At 70.5% G+C, this 15,113-nt stretch carries 13 protein-coding genes; 3 read left to right on the top strand and 10 right to left on the bottom strand.

Annotated elements, in window-relative coordinates:
* Positions 1–30: 30 nt before the first annotated feature.
* The 5 genes from CLV30_RS00320 to CLV30_RS00300 all read right to left on the bottom strand — a co-directional run bounded on the left by CLV30_RS00320 (position 31) and on the right by CLV30_RS00300 (position 6,029).
* Positions 31–1,863 (bottom strand): DUF2264 domain-containing protein, encoded by a 1,833-nt coding sequence (locus CLV30_RS00320; protein ID WP_106535203.1) that lies wholly within the window; start codon positions 1,861–1,863, stop codon positions 31–33.
* Positions 1,860–2,837 carry a hydroxyacid dehydrogenase gene (locus CLV30_RS00315; RefSeq protein WP_165358420.1) on the bottom strand — a complete coding sequence of 326 codons (978 nt, stop codon included), beginning with the start codon at positions 2,835–2,837 and terminating at the stop codon, positions 1,860–1,862. Before CLV30_RS00315 ends, CLV30_RS00320 begins: the two co-directional genes overlap by 4 nt.
* Positions 2,838–3,000: 163 nt before the next feature.
* Positions 3,001–4,080, bottom strand: a complete 1,080-nt coding sequence (locus CLV30_RS00310; RefSeq protein WP_106535202.1) for a substrate-binding domain-containing protein — start codon at positions 4,078–4,080, stop codon at positions 3,001–3,003.
* Between the two features lie 144 nt (positions 4,081–4,224).
* The gene (locus CLV30_RS00305) at positions 4,225–5,106 is read right to left on the bottom strand and encodes an alpha/beta fold hydrolase (RefSeq protein WP_106535201.1); all 882 of its coding nucleotides are present in this window, start codon (positions 5,104–5,106) and stop codon (positions 4,225–4,227) included.
* A gap of 197 nt (positions 5,107–5,303) precedes the next feature.
* Complete coding sequence (locus CLV30_RS00300; RefSeq protein ID WP_420841943.1) at positions 5,304–6,029, bottom strand: SDR family oxidoreductase; 726 nt, start codon at positions 6,027–6,029, stop codon at positions 5,304–5,306.
* A gap of 84 nt (positions 6,030–6,113) precedes the next feature.
* Between CLV30_RS00300 and CLV30_RS00295 the strand changes: the two genes are divergently transcribed.
* Complete coding sequence (locus tag CLV30_RS00295; RefSeq protein WP_106535199.1) at positions 6,114–7,085, top strand: LysR family transcriptional regulator; 972 nt, start codon at positions 6,114–6,116, stop codon at positions 7,083–7,085.
* Here CLV30_RS00295 and CLV30_RS00290 read toward each other — a convergent pair.
* From CLV30_RS00290 to CLV30_RS00275, 4 genes are all read right to left on the bottom strand, one after another.
* Positions 7,082–8,725: an ATP-binding cassette domain-containing protein gene (locus tag CLV30_RS00290; protein WP_129710797.1), complete on the bottom strand. Its 1,644-nt coding sequence runs from the start codon at positions 8,723–8,725 to the stop codon at positions 7,082–7,084. The two genes, CLV30_RS00295 and CLV30_RS00290, sit on opposite strands and share 4 nt — an antisense overlap.
* Positions 8,722–9,852, bottom strand: a complete 1,131-nt coding sequence (locus CLV30_RS00285; RefSeq protein WP_106535590.1) for a molybdopterin-guanine dinucleotide biosynthesis protein MobB — start codon at positions 9,850–9,852, stop codon at positions 8,722–8,724. Before CLV30_RS00285 ends, CLV30_RS00290 begins: the two co-directional genes overlap by 4 nt.
* A 216-nt stretch (positions 9,853–10,068) precedes the next feature.
* Positions 10,069–11,250, bottom strand: a complete 1,182-nt coding sequence (locus CLV30_RS00280) for a metallophosphoesterase family protein (protein ID WP_106535197.1) — start codon at positions 11,248–11,250, stop codon at positions 10,069–10,071.
* Positions 11,251–11,758: 508 nt separating this feature from the next.
* Positions 11,759–12,217 carry a winged helix-turn-helix transcriptional regulator gene (locus CLV30_RS00275; RefSeq protein WP_106535196.1) on the bottom strand — a complete coding sequence of 153 codons (459 nt, stop codon included), beginning with the start codon at positions 12,215–12,217 and terminating at the stop codon, positions 11,759–11,761.
* A gap of 84 nt (positions 12,218–12,301) precedes the next feature.
* Here CLV30_RS00275 and CLV30_RS00270 point away from each other — a divergent pair, with 84 nt between their 5' ends.
* Positions 12,302–13,543, top strand: a complete 1,242-nt coding sequence (locus CLV30_RS00270) for an MFS transporter (protein WP_106535195.1) — start codon at positions 12,302–12,304, stop codon at positions 13,541–13,543.
* Positions 13,544–13,806: 263 nt separating this feature from the next.
* Here CLV30_RS00270 and CLV30_RS26165 read toward each other — a convergent pair whose 3' ends face one another.
* On the bottom strand, positions 13,807–14,325 hold the full coding sequence (locus tag CLV30_RS26165; protein ID WP_165358381.1) for a hypothetical protein: 519 nt from the start codon (positions 14,323–14,325) through the stop codon (positions 13,807–13,809).
* A 209-nt stretch (positions 14,326–14,534) separates the two neighbouring features.
* On the opposite strand from CLV30_RS26165, the gene CLV30_RS00260 reads away from it, so the two are divergent.
* The gene (locus CLV30_RS00260) at positions 14,535–15,095 is read left to right on the top strand and encodes a GNAT family N-acetyltransferase (RefSeq protein WP_106535194.1); all 561 of its coding nucleotides are present in this window, start codon (positions 14,535–14,537) and stop codon (positions 15,093–15,095) included.
* Positions 15,096–15,113 lie beyond the last annotated feature (18 nt).

Raw genomic sequence — 15,113 nt, 5'->3', positions numbered from 1 at the left:
GATGTGCTCCGGCACGGGCGGCCCTACGGCTCACCCGGGGACCACATCGAGCGGGTCGAACCGGATCGCGACCGCAAAGCCATCCGGCCAGCGGATCTCGAGCCCGTCGATGGTGACCGAGGCCACCGGATCGCCGGGCTCGGCACCCAGCACAGCCAGCGCGGCCAGTACCTCTGTGCCAACAACGTCCGCGCTGAGACGCGGGAGCACGGCCCACGGAACATAGGCGGTGCCGTGCGGAGCACGTACCTCATCCTGCTGGCTCCAGCCAGCCAGGGGGCGGAGCACCGACTCACCGGGGCCGCTCGCCCAGCCCGTCTGCTCGGCGCGTGCACCTGGCGGAGCGCCGACCACACGATGCACCCGCACCTCGTCGTGCCCGCGAGCCACGGTGACACTCTCGACACGCAGGCTCGGTACGGTCACCGGACCGCGCCCGAAGATCGGACGATGCCAGGACGCGCCCCATCCCCAGCCATCACCCTGGCCCGCGCCGAGCGGATGGATCCGCCGGCGCACACTGCGCACTGCCCCGACGACGATCGCGAAGTGGTTGTCCGCCACGTTGTCCCGGGTGGTGGGGCCCGTGTGGGTGGAGTAGGCGAAGCGGCCGTAGTGCGGGTCGTCACCATCGGCCGCCTCGGCTTCGTGCGGCCGGACGTGGTCGCTGCCGTGGTTGTGCAGCCGGACCACACCGTCGGAGGCGGTGGACTGCAGCAACAGTCCTGGCGCGGGCAGCGCGAGCGCCGTGTCGGCGACTTCGCTGGGCGCGGGTTCCTCCCTCGCCGTCCACAGCGGGTGCTGGGGTGGTGCGAGCAGGCACACGAACGCCTTCGACGCCCAGTACGGCGATCCCGGCCCGGAGTAGAACTGCACGGTTGGTCTGTGTGGACCGTGCCAGCCCAGGCTCAGCAGCCCGTCTTCGTCGACGGCGCCGCGGTCGACGAAGTACCGCAGTGCGCCGCTGAGCAGACGTCGGGAGACACCTGGTCGCAGCGGGGTGTCCGCGGTGATCGCGCCCAGCCCGACGGCAGCTGCCGCGGCGAATCGGTAGGTCAACGATCGTCCGAAATGGATGGGACTGCCGTCGCTACCGAACCACAGCGCGAACGTTTTCAGGTGCTCGCGCAACCGCGGCCCCAGTGCCGTGGGCACTCCGGCGAGATGGGCGTCCAGCACCGGGTACAGGTGCAGCGCCCAGCCGTTGTAGAGATCGAAGGAGCGACCGTCGCCGTCGGCATACCAGCCGTCCCCGCGGTACCAGCCTTCGAGCAGTTCCAGCGCCCGGTCACGTGCCCGCGCGGTCTCGGCGTCGCCGCGGCCCACCGATTCCAGGAACCCGGCCACGGTGTAGGGGAACAGGTACCAGTTGTTCGGCGAGGGTATGTGCCGCAGCGCACCCCGGAGCCAGCCCTCGATTCGGTCCCGTACGCGCTCGTCGAGGGCGTCCCAGAGCCAGGGACGGGTCAGCCGGAGCCCGAGCGCCACGGAGGCCGACTCCACCATCGGCTGCCCGGCGACGTGGTGGTCGAGGATCAGTGGCCACGACTCGGTGTCGTCTCGCCCCGGTGTGCGGGTACCCGCGTCGAGGCCCCGTGCGTAGCGGTCCAGCCAACCGTGGGGGTCCGCGCCGGCTTCCCCGGCAACGCGGAACCCGGCGGCGAGAAACGTCCGAGCGAAGCTTTCGAGGCCGTCCGAGCGGGCACCGTTGGCGGAGGTGGGCCCCGGCAGGTCGAGCAGTGCCCCGCCTGAGGTGGACCACCGCCATGCGGCCTCCAGGAGTCCGTCTGCGGCGGCGACCCAGTGGTCTCTGGTGTAGCCGGTGTACGGACTCAGCGCCCGGTCCTCGTACGGCGGCTTCACGCGATCGTCCGCATCTGCTCACGCCGGACCGGATGAGCGAATCCCTCGCCCGATGACCACCTGGTGACCTCGGCGATGGCCATCTCCGCGAGCCGGCCCCATTCATTGCCCTGCGAACCCGCCAGGTGCGGGGTGATCAGGACGTTGTCGTCGTCCCACAGCGGGTGGCCGGGTGGCAGGACCTCCGGTTCGGTGACGTCGAGGATCGCGCGGATTCGCCCAGCCGCCGTCGCCTCGCTGAGGGCGTCCTGATCGAGTACGGCGCCACGCGCGCTGTTGATCAGCACGGCGTCCGGACGCATCGATGCGATCAGCTCGCGCCCGACCAGCCCACGCGTTTCCGGGAGCAGGGGTGTGTGGACACTGACGACGTCGCTGCGTGCGAACAGGTCGGTCAGGCTGACCACCTCGGCCCCGAGCCGCGCCATCTCCGCAGCGTTGACATAGGGATCGTGCACCAGAACCCGCAGATCGTACGGGCGTAACAGCTCGATCACCCGGCGGCCGATCATCGAGGCGGACAGGATGCCGACCGTCCGCCGGAAGTTGCCGACATGCCGGGGCACAGCCAGCCAGTCGTCACGGACGCGACCAGCCCGGTACTCGCGGGCACGATCGAGCATCCGCTTACCCGACATCAGGATCATCGCCACGGTGTACTCGGCCACCGGCGCCGCGTTGGCGGCAGCTGCGGAACTCACCTCGATGCCCCGATCCCAGCACGCCGCGGTCACGTGCGCGCGGACCGACCCGGCTGTATGGACCACGGCACGCAGCCGGGGTGCACCGGCGAGTACCGCGACGTCCAGGGGCGGGCAGCCCCAGCCTGTGATCAGCAGTTGGACGTCGCGCAGCGTCTCGCGGGCGTCGGGGACGCTGAAGTCGTCGAGCACGCTGTCGGCGAGGTCGCACACCTGGCGCAGTGCCTGCATGGCGGCCTCGTCGAGGACGGCCGATGCCGCGTCGGTGGTCATCGCGAGCGCAGCGCGTGGACGGCTCACGTGACGTCCGGCCAGGCTCGTCGTGAGCACGGAGCGGCTCGTTGCGGGCAATCCGTCGCCTCCTGCGGTTCACAAGCGAATACCCCATAGTCTGATCAACTGAACGAATTACGGTCAATGGCCTCGGTTAACTCGGTCAAACGTTCATGTCTGCGGAGGCGCGCACCTTCAACTCGGGGAGAACCGCCACCCGTCGCGCGGGACCGGCCGCCGGGCCGCGGCCGAGACGTTCGAGCAGGAGGTCGGCTGCGAGCCGCCCCACCTCCGCCTTGGCCGGCGCGACCGCGGTCAGCGGCGGGCTGCCGAGCGACGACACGACGTCGTCGTAGGCGACGACCGAGTAGTCCCGGGGCGCGGCGAGCCCGGCTTCGGCCAGCTGCTGAACGAGGATCAGTGCGTCGATGTCGCCGTGCATGATCACGCCCGTGGCACCGCGATCGCGCATCGTGTGGGCCAGCGGCGGCTCGTGCGGGGTGTTGGCCGGATCGGCCGCGGCGTCCGGCGCGCTGAGCACCACGGCCCAGTCCTGGATCTGGGGCCGCGCCTGGCACGCCTTGGCGAACGCGGCGCGCAGAGCCCGGGCGGTCGGACTGTCGTCCCGCGCGGCCAGCACCAGCCGCTGGTGCCCGAGCGATGCCAGATGCTCCACCGCCAGATCCGCGCCATACCAGTGATCTGTGTACACCGAATCCCTCGAGCGCAGGGCACTGCCTGTCTGTGGTTCGCGTTCCAGCAGCACCAGCGGCCCGTTGGTCTCGGCCAGCCAGTGATCGTCGGCCTCCTCGTCCGCCGCGGTGCGCCAGCGCGGTGCGATCAACAGCCCGCTCACGTCCTCGCCGGAGAGCACGCGTTGCACGATGGGCCGCTCGGCACCCGCGACCTGCGGCGCCGGGTGGAGTACAACCCGCACGGATGCCGCCTCCAGCGCGACACGCGCCCCGTGCACGACCTCGTTGAGGTAGGCATGGCGCTCGGGGACGATCAGGGCGACCACGCCCCTGCTCGGCTCCACCGGCGCCTGCCGCACCGGCACGAGCGACCGCGCCACACCGTGGCCCCGGCGGAGCCTGCCTATGCTCGCGAGGTCCTCGACGTCGCGGCGCGCGGTGATGACCGAGACGTCCAGCTCGGTGGCGAGCTCGGTGACCCGTACCTCGCCCCGCGCTTCCACCATGGCCAGGATTCGCTGCCGCCGGTCCGCGCCCGACTCCCGCATATGTCCACCTCGACTGCTCGTTTGATCGCTTCAGCGTAAACTCGATCAGCAGTCTGGTCGATGCAAGCCGCGCGACGGCATCCTCGCCGGCGGGCCGGACAGGACGGCGCTCGTCCCTGCTGTGGCTACCGCAATCGTGAGCGTTCAGAGCGTGAGCATCGCCGCGGCGACCTCGTCGCACGCCGTGCCGGGGATCGCCGTCGCGGCGTCTTCGAGCACGAGCAGCCGTGCCCCGGGGATCTCGCGCGCGAGCGCCTCGCCGTTGCCGACAGGGAAGAACGGGTCGCGGCGGCCGTGCACCACGAGCGCCGGGATCGCGAGTTCGGGGAGGCGCTCGCGCCAGCGCGGTGTGCAGTCGAGCGTGGCGAACACCATGCCCAGCTGGTTGGCCATGTGGACCGCGGGCTCCGTGCCCGGGGTGCGGTCGAAGACGCGCTCGGCGGTCGCGCGTGCCGCGGCGGGGTCGTTGCCGAGGGTTTCCGCGCCGGCGGCGGCGAACTCGGCCACGGCGGCGCGGTCGGACCAGTCGGGCAGCGGGACCGAGAACCGCCGGTCCATCGTCGCCGCGTCGTGGTCGGGCAGGTCGTCGTCGACCGGGCCCGGCGCGACGGGGCGTGTGCCGGCGAGCGTGAGTGCCGAGAACGCGTCCGGATGGTCGAGCGTGGCGACCTGGGCGACCATTCCGCCGACGCCGATACCCGCCAGGTGTGCCGGCCGGTCGTCGAGACGACGGGCGAGCGCGGCGGCGTCGGCGGCGAGGTCGCGCAGCGTGTACGTCGGAGCGTCGGGGGCGACCGTCGTCGACGCGCCGGAGTCGCGCAGGTCGTAGCGCACGACGTGGCGTCCGCCGCGAGCGAGCGCCTCGCAGAGCTCGTCCGGCCAGGAGAGCATCGTCGTGCCGCCTGCGAGCAGCACGAGCGGGGCTGCCGTGTCGCCGAAGTGCTGCACCCCGAACGTGACGCCGTCCGCCTCGAGCGTCGTCAGCACGCCCGCGGACGTGCGCGACGAGTGATCCGTCGGGTGCATCGTGAACCTCCGGGGCGGTGTCGTGGTGCAGTGGCGCGGACGACGGCGCAAGCGATGCGTCCCCGCCGCTCGTACGTATCGTGCCAGAACGTACACAGCAGGGGTTGTCCGCCGGGGTGGATCACCGGTCGCTATAACGGCCGGCCCGGTCGGTCGAGAACGGCGTTCGGCCTGGGGCGACCCTCCGTCCGTCGAGGTCACCAGGGGATGCGGCCCTCGTCGTTGAAGAAGCCTCCCCGCGGGCCGTCGTCGGGCAGGCTGGCGAGCCGGGTGGCGATCGCGGCCCCCTGCTCGGGCGTCCTGGACCCGTTGTGGCCGGTGAAGTCGGTCGAGACGTAGCCGGGGCAGGCCGCGTTCACGATGATGTTCGTGTCGGCGAGTCGGCGGGCGTACTGTGCCGTGAGGCTGTTGAGCATCGATTTCGACGGCGCGTATGCCGCCAGCTGCGGCCCCGTCTGCAGTGTCAGCGAGCCCATGTCGCTCGACATGTTGACGATCCGCGGCGAGTCCGAGCGGCGCAACAGCGGGAGCATCGCGTTCGTGACCCGGACGACCCCGAACACGTTCGTGTCGAGTACGGCGCGGACGACGTCCAGGTCGAGTGTCGTCGGATCCTGCGCGCCGTCGTCGGTCCGGCCACCGATGCCCGCGTTGTTGACGAGCACGTCGAGCCGTCCGGCCGCCTGCTCGATGGCCGTTGCCGCCGCGGCGACGCTGTCGTCGGAGGTGACGTCGAGCGCGACCCCGAACGCGTCGACACCGTCGGCGCGCAGGCGCTGGACGGCGTCCTCGCGGCGTGCGTCGTCACGGGCGCCCACGGCCACTCTGAAGCCGGCCGTCCCGAGGTCTTGCGCAATGGCGAAACCGATTCCCTTGTTCGCGCCCGTCACGAGCGCGGTCTTTGTGTCGTTCACGTGATCAATGCTCGGCGAGCCGCGTGCTGGTCGTCCAAGACCGATCCGGTGCGCTGTGATACACGACAGGTATCAGCGTCGTAGAGTGGGCTCATGGCCGATCTCGAAACCCGCGAGCTGCGGTACTTTCTCGCTGTTGCCGAGGAACTGCACTTCGGGCGTGCCGCTGACCGGCTCGGGATCGCCCAGCCGCCGCTGTCGCGCGCGATCCGCCAACTGGAGCATCGTCTCGGTGTCCGGCTCTTCGATCGGGACCGGCGCGGCGTGGCGCTCACCGATGCCGGCAGGGTGCTGGTTCGGGAGGCCGGCACGGCGCTCGACGCGGTGGCGGCCGCGGCGCGCCGGACGCGGCGTGCTGGAAGTCCGACGCGGCCGCTGGTGCTCGTGACGAAGGCCGGTGCCTCACACGAACTGCTGCAAGAGCTTCTCGACACGCATGCCGGCGAGCCAGGGGCGACACCGGTCGAGGTGCTCCTGTGCGAGGTCGGTGAGCAGGCTGGGCTGCTCCGTGAGGGCCGGGCCGACGTGGCGTTGATGCACCGCCCCTTCGACGACCTTGCCGGGTTCGACACGGAGGACCTCTGCGTCGAGGGCCAGGTCGCGATCCTGCCCGCATCGCATCCTCTCGCCGCACGCGACCAGCTCACGCTCGCCGAGGTCCAAGACGTTCCGGACCTGCCGATCGCCCGGTGGCCCCGGCTCGACGGCTCGTATCCGGACGGCCCCGGGCCGGAGGTGCACACGCAGTCGCAGCTCGCTCAGCTGGTGGCGCTCGGCAAGACCCTGCTCGTGATCCCAGCCTCGAGTCGTGCCTGGCAGTGGCCCGAACACGTCGCGGTGCCCGTCACGGACGCGCCGGACGTCACCACGGTGATCGCCTGGCCGCCACGACGTCACACCGCTGCGGTTGCCGCACTGGTCCGTACAGCGGCCGGGTTACGGCCGCACAGCCATCCCGACGCGGGTTGCGCCGGTTCTGCCCGGACGCACCGTCGACGCCTGCCCGGCGCCGCACGAGCCGGCGCCGCACGTGCCGGTGGCGGACCAGACGGTGGAACGGACTAGCGGCTCAGCGCAGCTGGCGGAACCCGCGGTGCGCTGACGGTCACGGTGCCGTTGGCGACGCGCCACACCACGTCGGCGGCGTCATGCGATTGCTGTGAGTGCGACACGTACACCACGGTCCCGTCGAAGGTGTCGACGGCCTCGCGCAGCACCGCCACGGTGTCGGCGTCCAGGTGCGCGTCGGCTTCGTCCAGCAGGAGCAGCCGGGGCCGGCCCAGCAGCGCCCTGCCGAGAGCCAGCCGGACCCGCTGGCCACTGGACAGTCCGGCGCCCTGCTCGCCGACACGGGTGTGTTCACGCTGGTCGAGCTCGGCGAGCACATCGTCGAGCCGGACAAGCCGGCGTATCCGCGCGACTTCGACCGGCGAGGCGTCCGGAACCCGGTAGCGCAGGTTGCGATCCACGCTGCCGCGCAGCAGCGGATAGTCGGGACCGACCACCCCCACCGCCGCGCGCAGCTCCCGCGGCGGCACGCTGGAGACCTCCACGCCGTCGAGACGGACGGTGCCACGGTCCGGGGGCAGCAAGCCGCACAGGAGCTGCACCAGGGTGGACTTGCCCGCCGCGTTCGGGCCGTGAACCGCGATCACCTGCCCGGGCTCGGCGGTGACCGAAACGTCGTGCAGGCAGCCGGCCGACACGCCGTCCAGACGGAGCTGTCCACCCTCGCCGGGGAGGTGGCCGCTGGGTGCGGGCTGCGTCGGGCGGGACAGGATCTCGTTCACGCGGTCACGGGCCACGCGGTAGGTGGCGCGGTATTCGTGCACGCGCCCCAGGTCCCGCAGCGGGACCAGGATCACGGTCAACACGACCAGGGCGCTGGCGACGGTGGCGGCCGGCACCTCGCCCAGGGCGGCGGCGACGACACACGACGCGATCGCCAGCCCGGCAGCGCCCTCGGCAGCCGCCCACAGGGCGCCGACGTGGCGGCTGCGGATCACCTCGGCGCGCTGCAGGCGGGAGCTGCGCCGTTCGATGCGATGCCGTTCGCGTCGTTGGGCGCCGTTCGCGGCGATGGTGGGCAGGTGCGCGATCCGCTCGGTGACGTCGGCGGCCATCCGTCCACGCTGGCGGCGCGCGTTGCGGGACGAGCGCCGCAGGGGGACACTGATCGCGGCGTAGGCCGCCACGCCGATCGTCACACCTGCCGCCGTGCCGACGGCGAGCGGCCAGGCCATCCAGGCCAGGAACCCCAGCACGGCTGCAAGGAGCGGCACCGCCACGACCAGGCGCGCCAGCCCCAGGCTCACCCACCGGCGGAACGCCGTCAGGTCGGATGTGAAGCGCAGCGCGGTGCCCCCGGTGCTGCGCCGGGCGACCTCCCGCGGCGGAGAGGCGAGCACGTGATCGAACAGCCGCAGCCGCAGGTCGTGGACGTAGCTTTGCCCGACACGTTCGGCCAGCACCTTCTCCGCTGCGCGCAGTCCCGCCACCGCGAGACCGGCGAGCGCCACGGCCGCGGCGAGCAGCATCACCTCACCCACCGGCGGCGCCGGCCTCTGCAGCGCCGTGAACGCCCTACCCACCGCGAGGCCGCTGACCACGGCCAACGCAGCTTGTCCGAGCCCGTCGCCGACCAGGGCGAGCATCGCCGACGTCCGGCCCGGCGCCAGAACACGGGGCAGCTGCCGATCCGTCACAGCGACTCCCGCACACTGCGGGGTAGAAGTCCGGTGGCTCGGGCGGGCTCGCACAGCTGGCCACAGTCCATGACGGACTCGCTCAGGTGGTGCCGTGCCTCCCGCAGCGCCAACGGCGAGGCGGTGAAGGCGCCAGTGACGGCGCGTACGTCGTGGCCGTGGCTGCCCAGCCAGCTCACCCCTGCGTACGCGCCGAGCACGTCCGCGGCGGCGAAGAGTACGCCGTCGAGGTGCTCCCGCAGTGCGGGGGAGGCCAGCAACGCCGACGTCTCCGGTTGGAACAGACCGTCCGCCACCTCCACGAGCACCACGTCGACCTCGTGGGCGACGTCGGCGAGGAGCTGGGTCGTGATCCGTTCCAACTCCGCCAACGGCACCCGGTACGTCGTGGCGTACCCGGCGTCGGTGAAGTCCCGCACGCTTGCCGCGCCCGCGTCGCGGTAGTGCCACAGGTCGCCGCCCGCGCCGGTGCCGGTCACCTTCACAGCGCCCACCCGCAGGCCGGCGCCGGTCAGACCATGGATCAGCGCGGCCATCGCTGTCGTCTTCCCGGCGTTCATCGCGCTGCCCGCCACGCCGAGCACGGTCGCCCGCCGGACCCCGGGGCGCGGAGGCACGGCCGCACCGAGCGGCGCCCAATCGCGAAGCGACACCCGACGGTCCCGGTACGCGACGATCCCGCGCGGCTGCAGCCGGGTCGGCTCGTCGACGGCCTCCGACTTGGCCGTGTACGTGCCCGCGACCCCGCCCGCGGCGAGCAGGTCACAGGGTCCCAGGTCCGCGGGGACCAGCCCCTCGAACTGGTCAGGTGCATACCGGGCGCCGTAGGCGACGACGATCTCGTCTCCCGCGTAGAGCCTGGCCCGCCTGCCGTCGGGGCGCTCGAGCCGGGCGTGCTGGCCCAGCTCGGTCACCTCGGCCAGGACGAGATCACCCGGCCGTGGGCAGACGTCGACGCCGGAGAGCAGGGACCATCCGGCGTCGTCACCGGAGTGCAGCGGCACCACGTTGCGTGTGGTGAACGCCCGCTTCGCCCGTGCGAGTCTGCGTGGCTCCAGCGACGAGCCCGCGGCCTGCTCGGTCTCGGCGGTGGCGACTGTCGTGATCGTGGTGAGAGTGGCGGTCATCATGTCTCCTGGCGGTGGGGTTCGTGGTGGACAACCGGTGACCACCGTGTCGCCGCGTCATGAGACCGCTGTGATCAAGTGATGAGAACGCTCTAAGCCTGTGTGGTCCGTGGAACCGGGCTCGATCAGAGGTTCCGTTCCTGGCTGGCGGCGTAGTAGTGCCGATCCTCGACCCACGCGACTACTGCGGCCTCGTCGACCGAGCGCAGCACCTCCTTACCGGACGTATCGGGGAAGCGGCTGTGGGTCGCTCGGCCGGCGCTCGTTCGTCAGGTCGATGCCGTAGTCACTCGCGAACAGCGCCTTACTGCCGGTGTAGACACCGTCGACGTTCTCGTCGAGCGTGAACACGCGGGCGCCGCGGAGCCGGTGGTCGTCCGTCCCGCCCAGGCCGTAGGTGCCGAAGCCGGTCCCCGGGCCGTATCCGAGTTCGATGCCGTAGTAGTTGCCCACGTAGGTGTTGATGTGGTCGTGGCCGACGAAGAGACCCTTAATGTCGCCGCGGTGCAGCATCGCGTTGAACATGCCCGAGTTGAACGGCCCCGGGCACTCGTCCTCGTTGCGCTCGCCCACGATGCCGTGCGTCGCGACGGCGCGCTCGTGGTCGGCATCGCTGCGTGCGTCCACGCTGGCGAACCACATGAACCGGTGCTCCCACAGCGCGATGTGCTGGAAGACCAGGCCCGGGACGGGGGTGCGCCGCCGGTGTTCGAGCTCCTGGGACGTGCGCCAGTACCAGTCCACCTGATCGAACCGCAGCCAGTCCCACGTCGGGTAGCCGGTGAAGTCCTGCCCGGCGATCTCGTCCGGCGCGTAGCGTCCGGAGTCCAGCAGCCACAAGGCGAAACTGTCGGAGTTGCCGCGAGCGGACCGTACGGTGAGGACCTGGTTTCCGGTCCCGGTGACGTCCGCCCCGGGCTTGTTGACGTTGTGCCGGTACCGGCGGATGAACGAGAGGATGTCGGCCTCGGTCATGCCGGTGCGCCCGGCGCTGTCCTCGTCGTGGTTCCCCATGGTGAGCGCCCAGCTGACGCCGCGACGCTCCATCGGCATGACGACGTTGTTGATCGCCTGCTTCACCTCGCGGGCGCTCGACATGTCGCCGTTGATCACGTCGCCATTGATGAGTGCGAAGTCGGGCGTGACGTCGTCCAGCACCGCCTCCTGCAGCTCGATGGTGCGGCGATCGGTGGTGTGGTTGTCCTGGGTGTCGTTGAACTGCACGATCGTGAACCGGCCGTCGCGGTTGAAGCGCAGCGCGTTCCGGACCACCCCTTCGTCCGGCGCCGCCGACGCGGAGCCGGAGGTCGCGAACGTGCCGGCGGCACTCGCGGCCCCGATCGCCGAGGTTTGCAGGATGCGCCGGCGGCTGACGGCCGGGTGCTCGGTCTCGGACACTGTAGATCCCTTCGTCCGCGGACGGCGTGTCGCTCCGAGCCTGGTATTCCCCGGTGACGCCGCCTGGTGCGCCTACGTGACGGATGAATGAACCCCGAGCGTCCGGCACCTGCCACCGATCGCCACGTACGCTGTTGACGACCGGGATGTGTATCGCGCGCATCCCGTTGCACGTCGTGGCGCCGAACCGCGCCTCGCCGGAGCGTCGGACCTGCGCGATCACCTGCTCGGTGTGGGAATCGTGATCGCCATCGGCGGCCAGGAAGCGGACGAGCCCCTGGTTGATCCGCGGAGTAACGAGTAGTTCCGCACCCCTGCAGGGCACCGATCTCGGTCGCGAGCCGGTACGCGTGGTCGCTGCAACGCTGGGACGACGTCGGCGATCCGGCGCCGTCCCACGACCTGCGTGTCGTCGAGGCCGTCATCGGGCAGTTCTCTTGTCTCCATGCACGCCGTATTCCGGAGCCGGCGGGTGTGCGGACCAGCGGATTTCGGTGGTCGCGGTTTCCTATCGTGCCTTCTGCACGCGGGTCGTATCGGCGTCGAGTGCGGTGCCGTCTGTGCTGGTCGGTGCGAGTTCGGGCACCGGCGCGCCGTGCTGGTCGATGAGCGTGGAATGGGCTTCGCCGGAGGTGAAGGCGTGGCGTTCTCCCCATTGGCGCAGCGTGACGACGACGGGGAACAGGTCGTGGCCCGCGTTGGTGAGCACGTACTCCTGGCGCCGACCCGACGGTGCGGTGTGCCGGGTGAGGAGCCCGTGGGCGGTGAGCTTGCGGAGCCGGTCGGTGAGGATGTTGCGGGCGATGCCGGTGCGGCGCTGAAACTCGGTGAACGATCGTGCGCCGTCCATCGCGTCACGGATGACCAGAAGGCTCCATCGGTCGCCGACGAGATCGAGCGTGCGTGCGACCGGACAGTCGGGATCGGTCCAGCCGGACTCCGGAGTGCCCGTGGCGGTGCGCGACATGACCCTTCCTCATGAGTTGCAGATTGAAACCATTGTGCCGTAGGTTCCAGTCAGTTGCAATGTGCTACTGAATGGGGTGGCGTGATGGGTGCGTGGCGACGGCTGTTGCTCGCGGCGGTGTGTGGTGTCGCGGTGGCGAGCATCTACACCGCTCAGCCGGTGTTGGAGCCGATGGGTCGCGATCTTGGTGTTCCGGCACAGCTCACCGGGTGGATCGTGGCGACCGGACAGGTGGGCTATCTGGCAGGGCTGGTGCTGTTGGTGCCACTGGGCGACGCGGTCGACAGGCGTCGGCTCATCGCCGTGCACCTGACACTGATCGCGGTGGGCGTGATCCTGACGGCCGCGGCCCATGCGGCATGGGTGGCGTTCGTCGGGCTGGCGATGGCCGGCGTGTTCGCGGTAGTGGTGCAGACCACGGTCGCCTTTGCCGCATCCGTGTCCGCGCCCGGCGAGCATGGCACGAACATCGGCGTCGTGACCTCGGGCGTGGTCGTCGGCATCCTCGGTGGACGAGTCCTCGCTGGCTGGCTCGCCGAGGTGTGGGACTGGCGGAGCGTCTACCTCGTCCTCGCCGTGTTCGCGCTCGGGCTCGCCGCCCTCGTCCTGGCGGTGCTGCCCGCGGACGAACGGACCGAACGTTCGGCAGGGTACGTGCGGGTCGTCGCGGCGCTGGGCGGACTGTTCCGGGAACGGCTGTTCCTCACTCGCGGGCTCATCGCGTTCTTCCTGTTCGCGTCCTTCGGAACGCTGTGGAGTGGCATGGCGCTGCCCTTGGCCGGTGCGCCGTGGTATCTGAGTGAGGCGCAGATCGGACTGTTCGGCATCGCAGGACTCGCCGGAGCGATCGGCGCGGCGCGCGCCGGACGATGGGCGGACTCGGGGCGTGCGAACCCGGTTACCGGTGTGGCGCTCGTCTTGCTCGTCGCCTCGTGGGTGGCGATCGCGCAGCTTCCGTGGGCGCTGTGGCTCGTCGTTGCCGGCGTAGTCGTGCTCGACTTCGCGGTCCAAGCCGCGCATGTCAGCAACCAGCACCGTCTCACTTCGGCGCACCCGGATCTCGCCAGCAGTGTCATCGGCGGCTACATGGTCTTCTACTCGGTCGGCTCAGCGCTCGGTGCAGCCGCCACCACGGCCGTGTTCGCTTCCGCAGGATGGGCCGGTTCCAGCCTGCTCGGAGCAGGGTTCGCCTTCTGCGCTCTCGCTGCCTGGGCGATCGACCGCCGACTGCCCACAGACCAGACGATCACGTCGACCACCCGGCCGGCGGTTCGAAATCGCTACGAGCGCCGTCGACATGATCGGCGCTCAGAGTTGATCAGGTGACATTGCGGCGCGATTCCACGTGCCGTCGTCACCTGATCGTTCTCCGACCGCTATTTGGACATGATCAGGTGACGGATTGCTGGGGCATGGCGGAGCTCGGTCACCTGATCATTTCTCGGGCGCGTCTTCTGCGCCGAGCGACTCCACCACGAAGGGTCGAGGACGTTGAGAAACGGCCGCGCTCGACGTCCTGCTCCGACGACGATGTGCGGTTGGTTGCGCACTGACGTACGCGACCAACCGCACACCTCGTTCGTCGTGCGTCAGACCGTTCCGCGCCGAGCGCGCAGGGTGACCACGACCCCGCCCACGGCGAGCAACGCCACCGCGGTCATCATCATGGTCTGCCCGGGCGAACCGGTGTCGGGCAGTTCCTCGCCGTTCTCGGTGCCGGCGTCGTTACCGGCCTCCGTGCCGGCGTCCGAGCCCGCGTCGTTGCCGGCCTCGGCTCCGGACTCGGTCCCGGCGTCGCTGCCGGCCTGATCGCCGGTCTCGGCCCCGGTCTCCGTGCCTGCGTCCGCGCCCGCGTCGGTCCCGGCCTCGGTGCCGTTCTCGGTCCCGGCGTCGGTGCCCGCGTCGTCGCCGGTTTCGGTCCCGGCCTCCGTCCCGGTGTCCGTACCATCTGCGGAGCCGTTCTCGGAGCCGTCCTCGGAGCCTGCATCGGTGCCGGTGTCCGCGCCGGTTTCGGTGCCGACGTCAGTCCCCGTTTCGGTGCCGTCATAGATGACTCCACAGTTGATGACAGATGAATCGTGTTGATTGCCCGGCTTGTACAGATCCACTCGGGCAGCGACACCGTAGTGGAGAAGGCCGGTTTCAACCGCAAAATCACTTTTATGTCGCTTTCGCGACGCTGTCGCGGCTGACCACACGGGGTCGCTGCCGACGGAGGGCTGTCCGGCTCGGCGGCCTGGGCGCGGACGTATGCCTCGCTCGCGGCTGGCGCGATATCCGGTGGCGGGCACTGCGGTCCGGCAGTGAGGATCGTGCCGTGCACGTCTTCTCGGAAACCGATCGGCTGGTGTTGCGTGCGTTCACCGAGGACGACGTGGAGCACCTCTTCGCGCTGGACAACGATCCCGAGGTGATGCGCTTCATCAACGGTGGTAAGCCGACCAGCCGCGAGACGATCCGGGCGCGAACCCTGCCACGGCTCCTACGCGTCTACCCGTGCTCGGGCACGCGCGGCTACTGGGCCGCCGAGCAGAAGACGACAGGAGTCTTCCTGGGCTGGTTCGAGTTCCGCCCGCTGGACGAGCACGACGCCGCTGTCGTCGAACTCGGTTACCGCCTGAACAGGGCCGCCCAGGGCAACGGGTATGCCACGGAGGGATCCCGCGCCCTGATCGACAACGGGTTCACCGGCTTCGGGGTCGAACGGATCACCGCGAACACGATGGCGGTCAACACCGCGTCCCGGCGGGTGATGGAGAAGGCGGGCCTGTCGTTCCTACGGAGCTTCAGCAGCGACTGGCCTGAGGCGATCGAAGGTTCCGAGCACGGCGAAGTCGAGTACGAACTCACCAGGATGGACTGGGAGCGGCGCCGATGAACTCCGTTGCCCGATCCG

Source organism: Haloactinopolyspora alba, assembly GCF_003014555.1.
Lineage (GTDB): Bacteria > Actinomycetota > Actinomycetes > Jiangellales > Jiangellaceae > Haloactinopolyspora > Haloactinopolyspora alba.
This window is presented reverse-complemented; position numbering and strand designations above follow the sequence as displayed.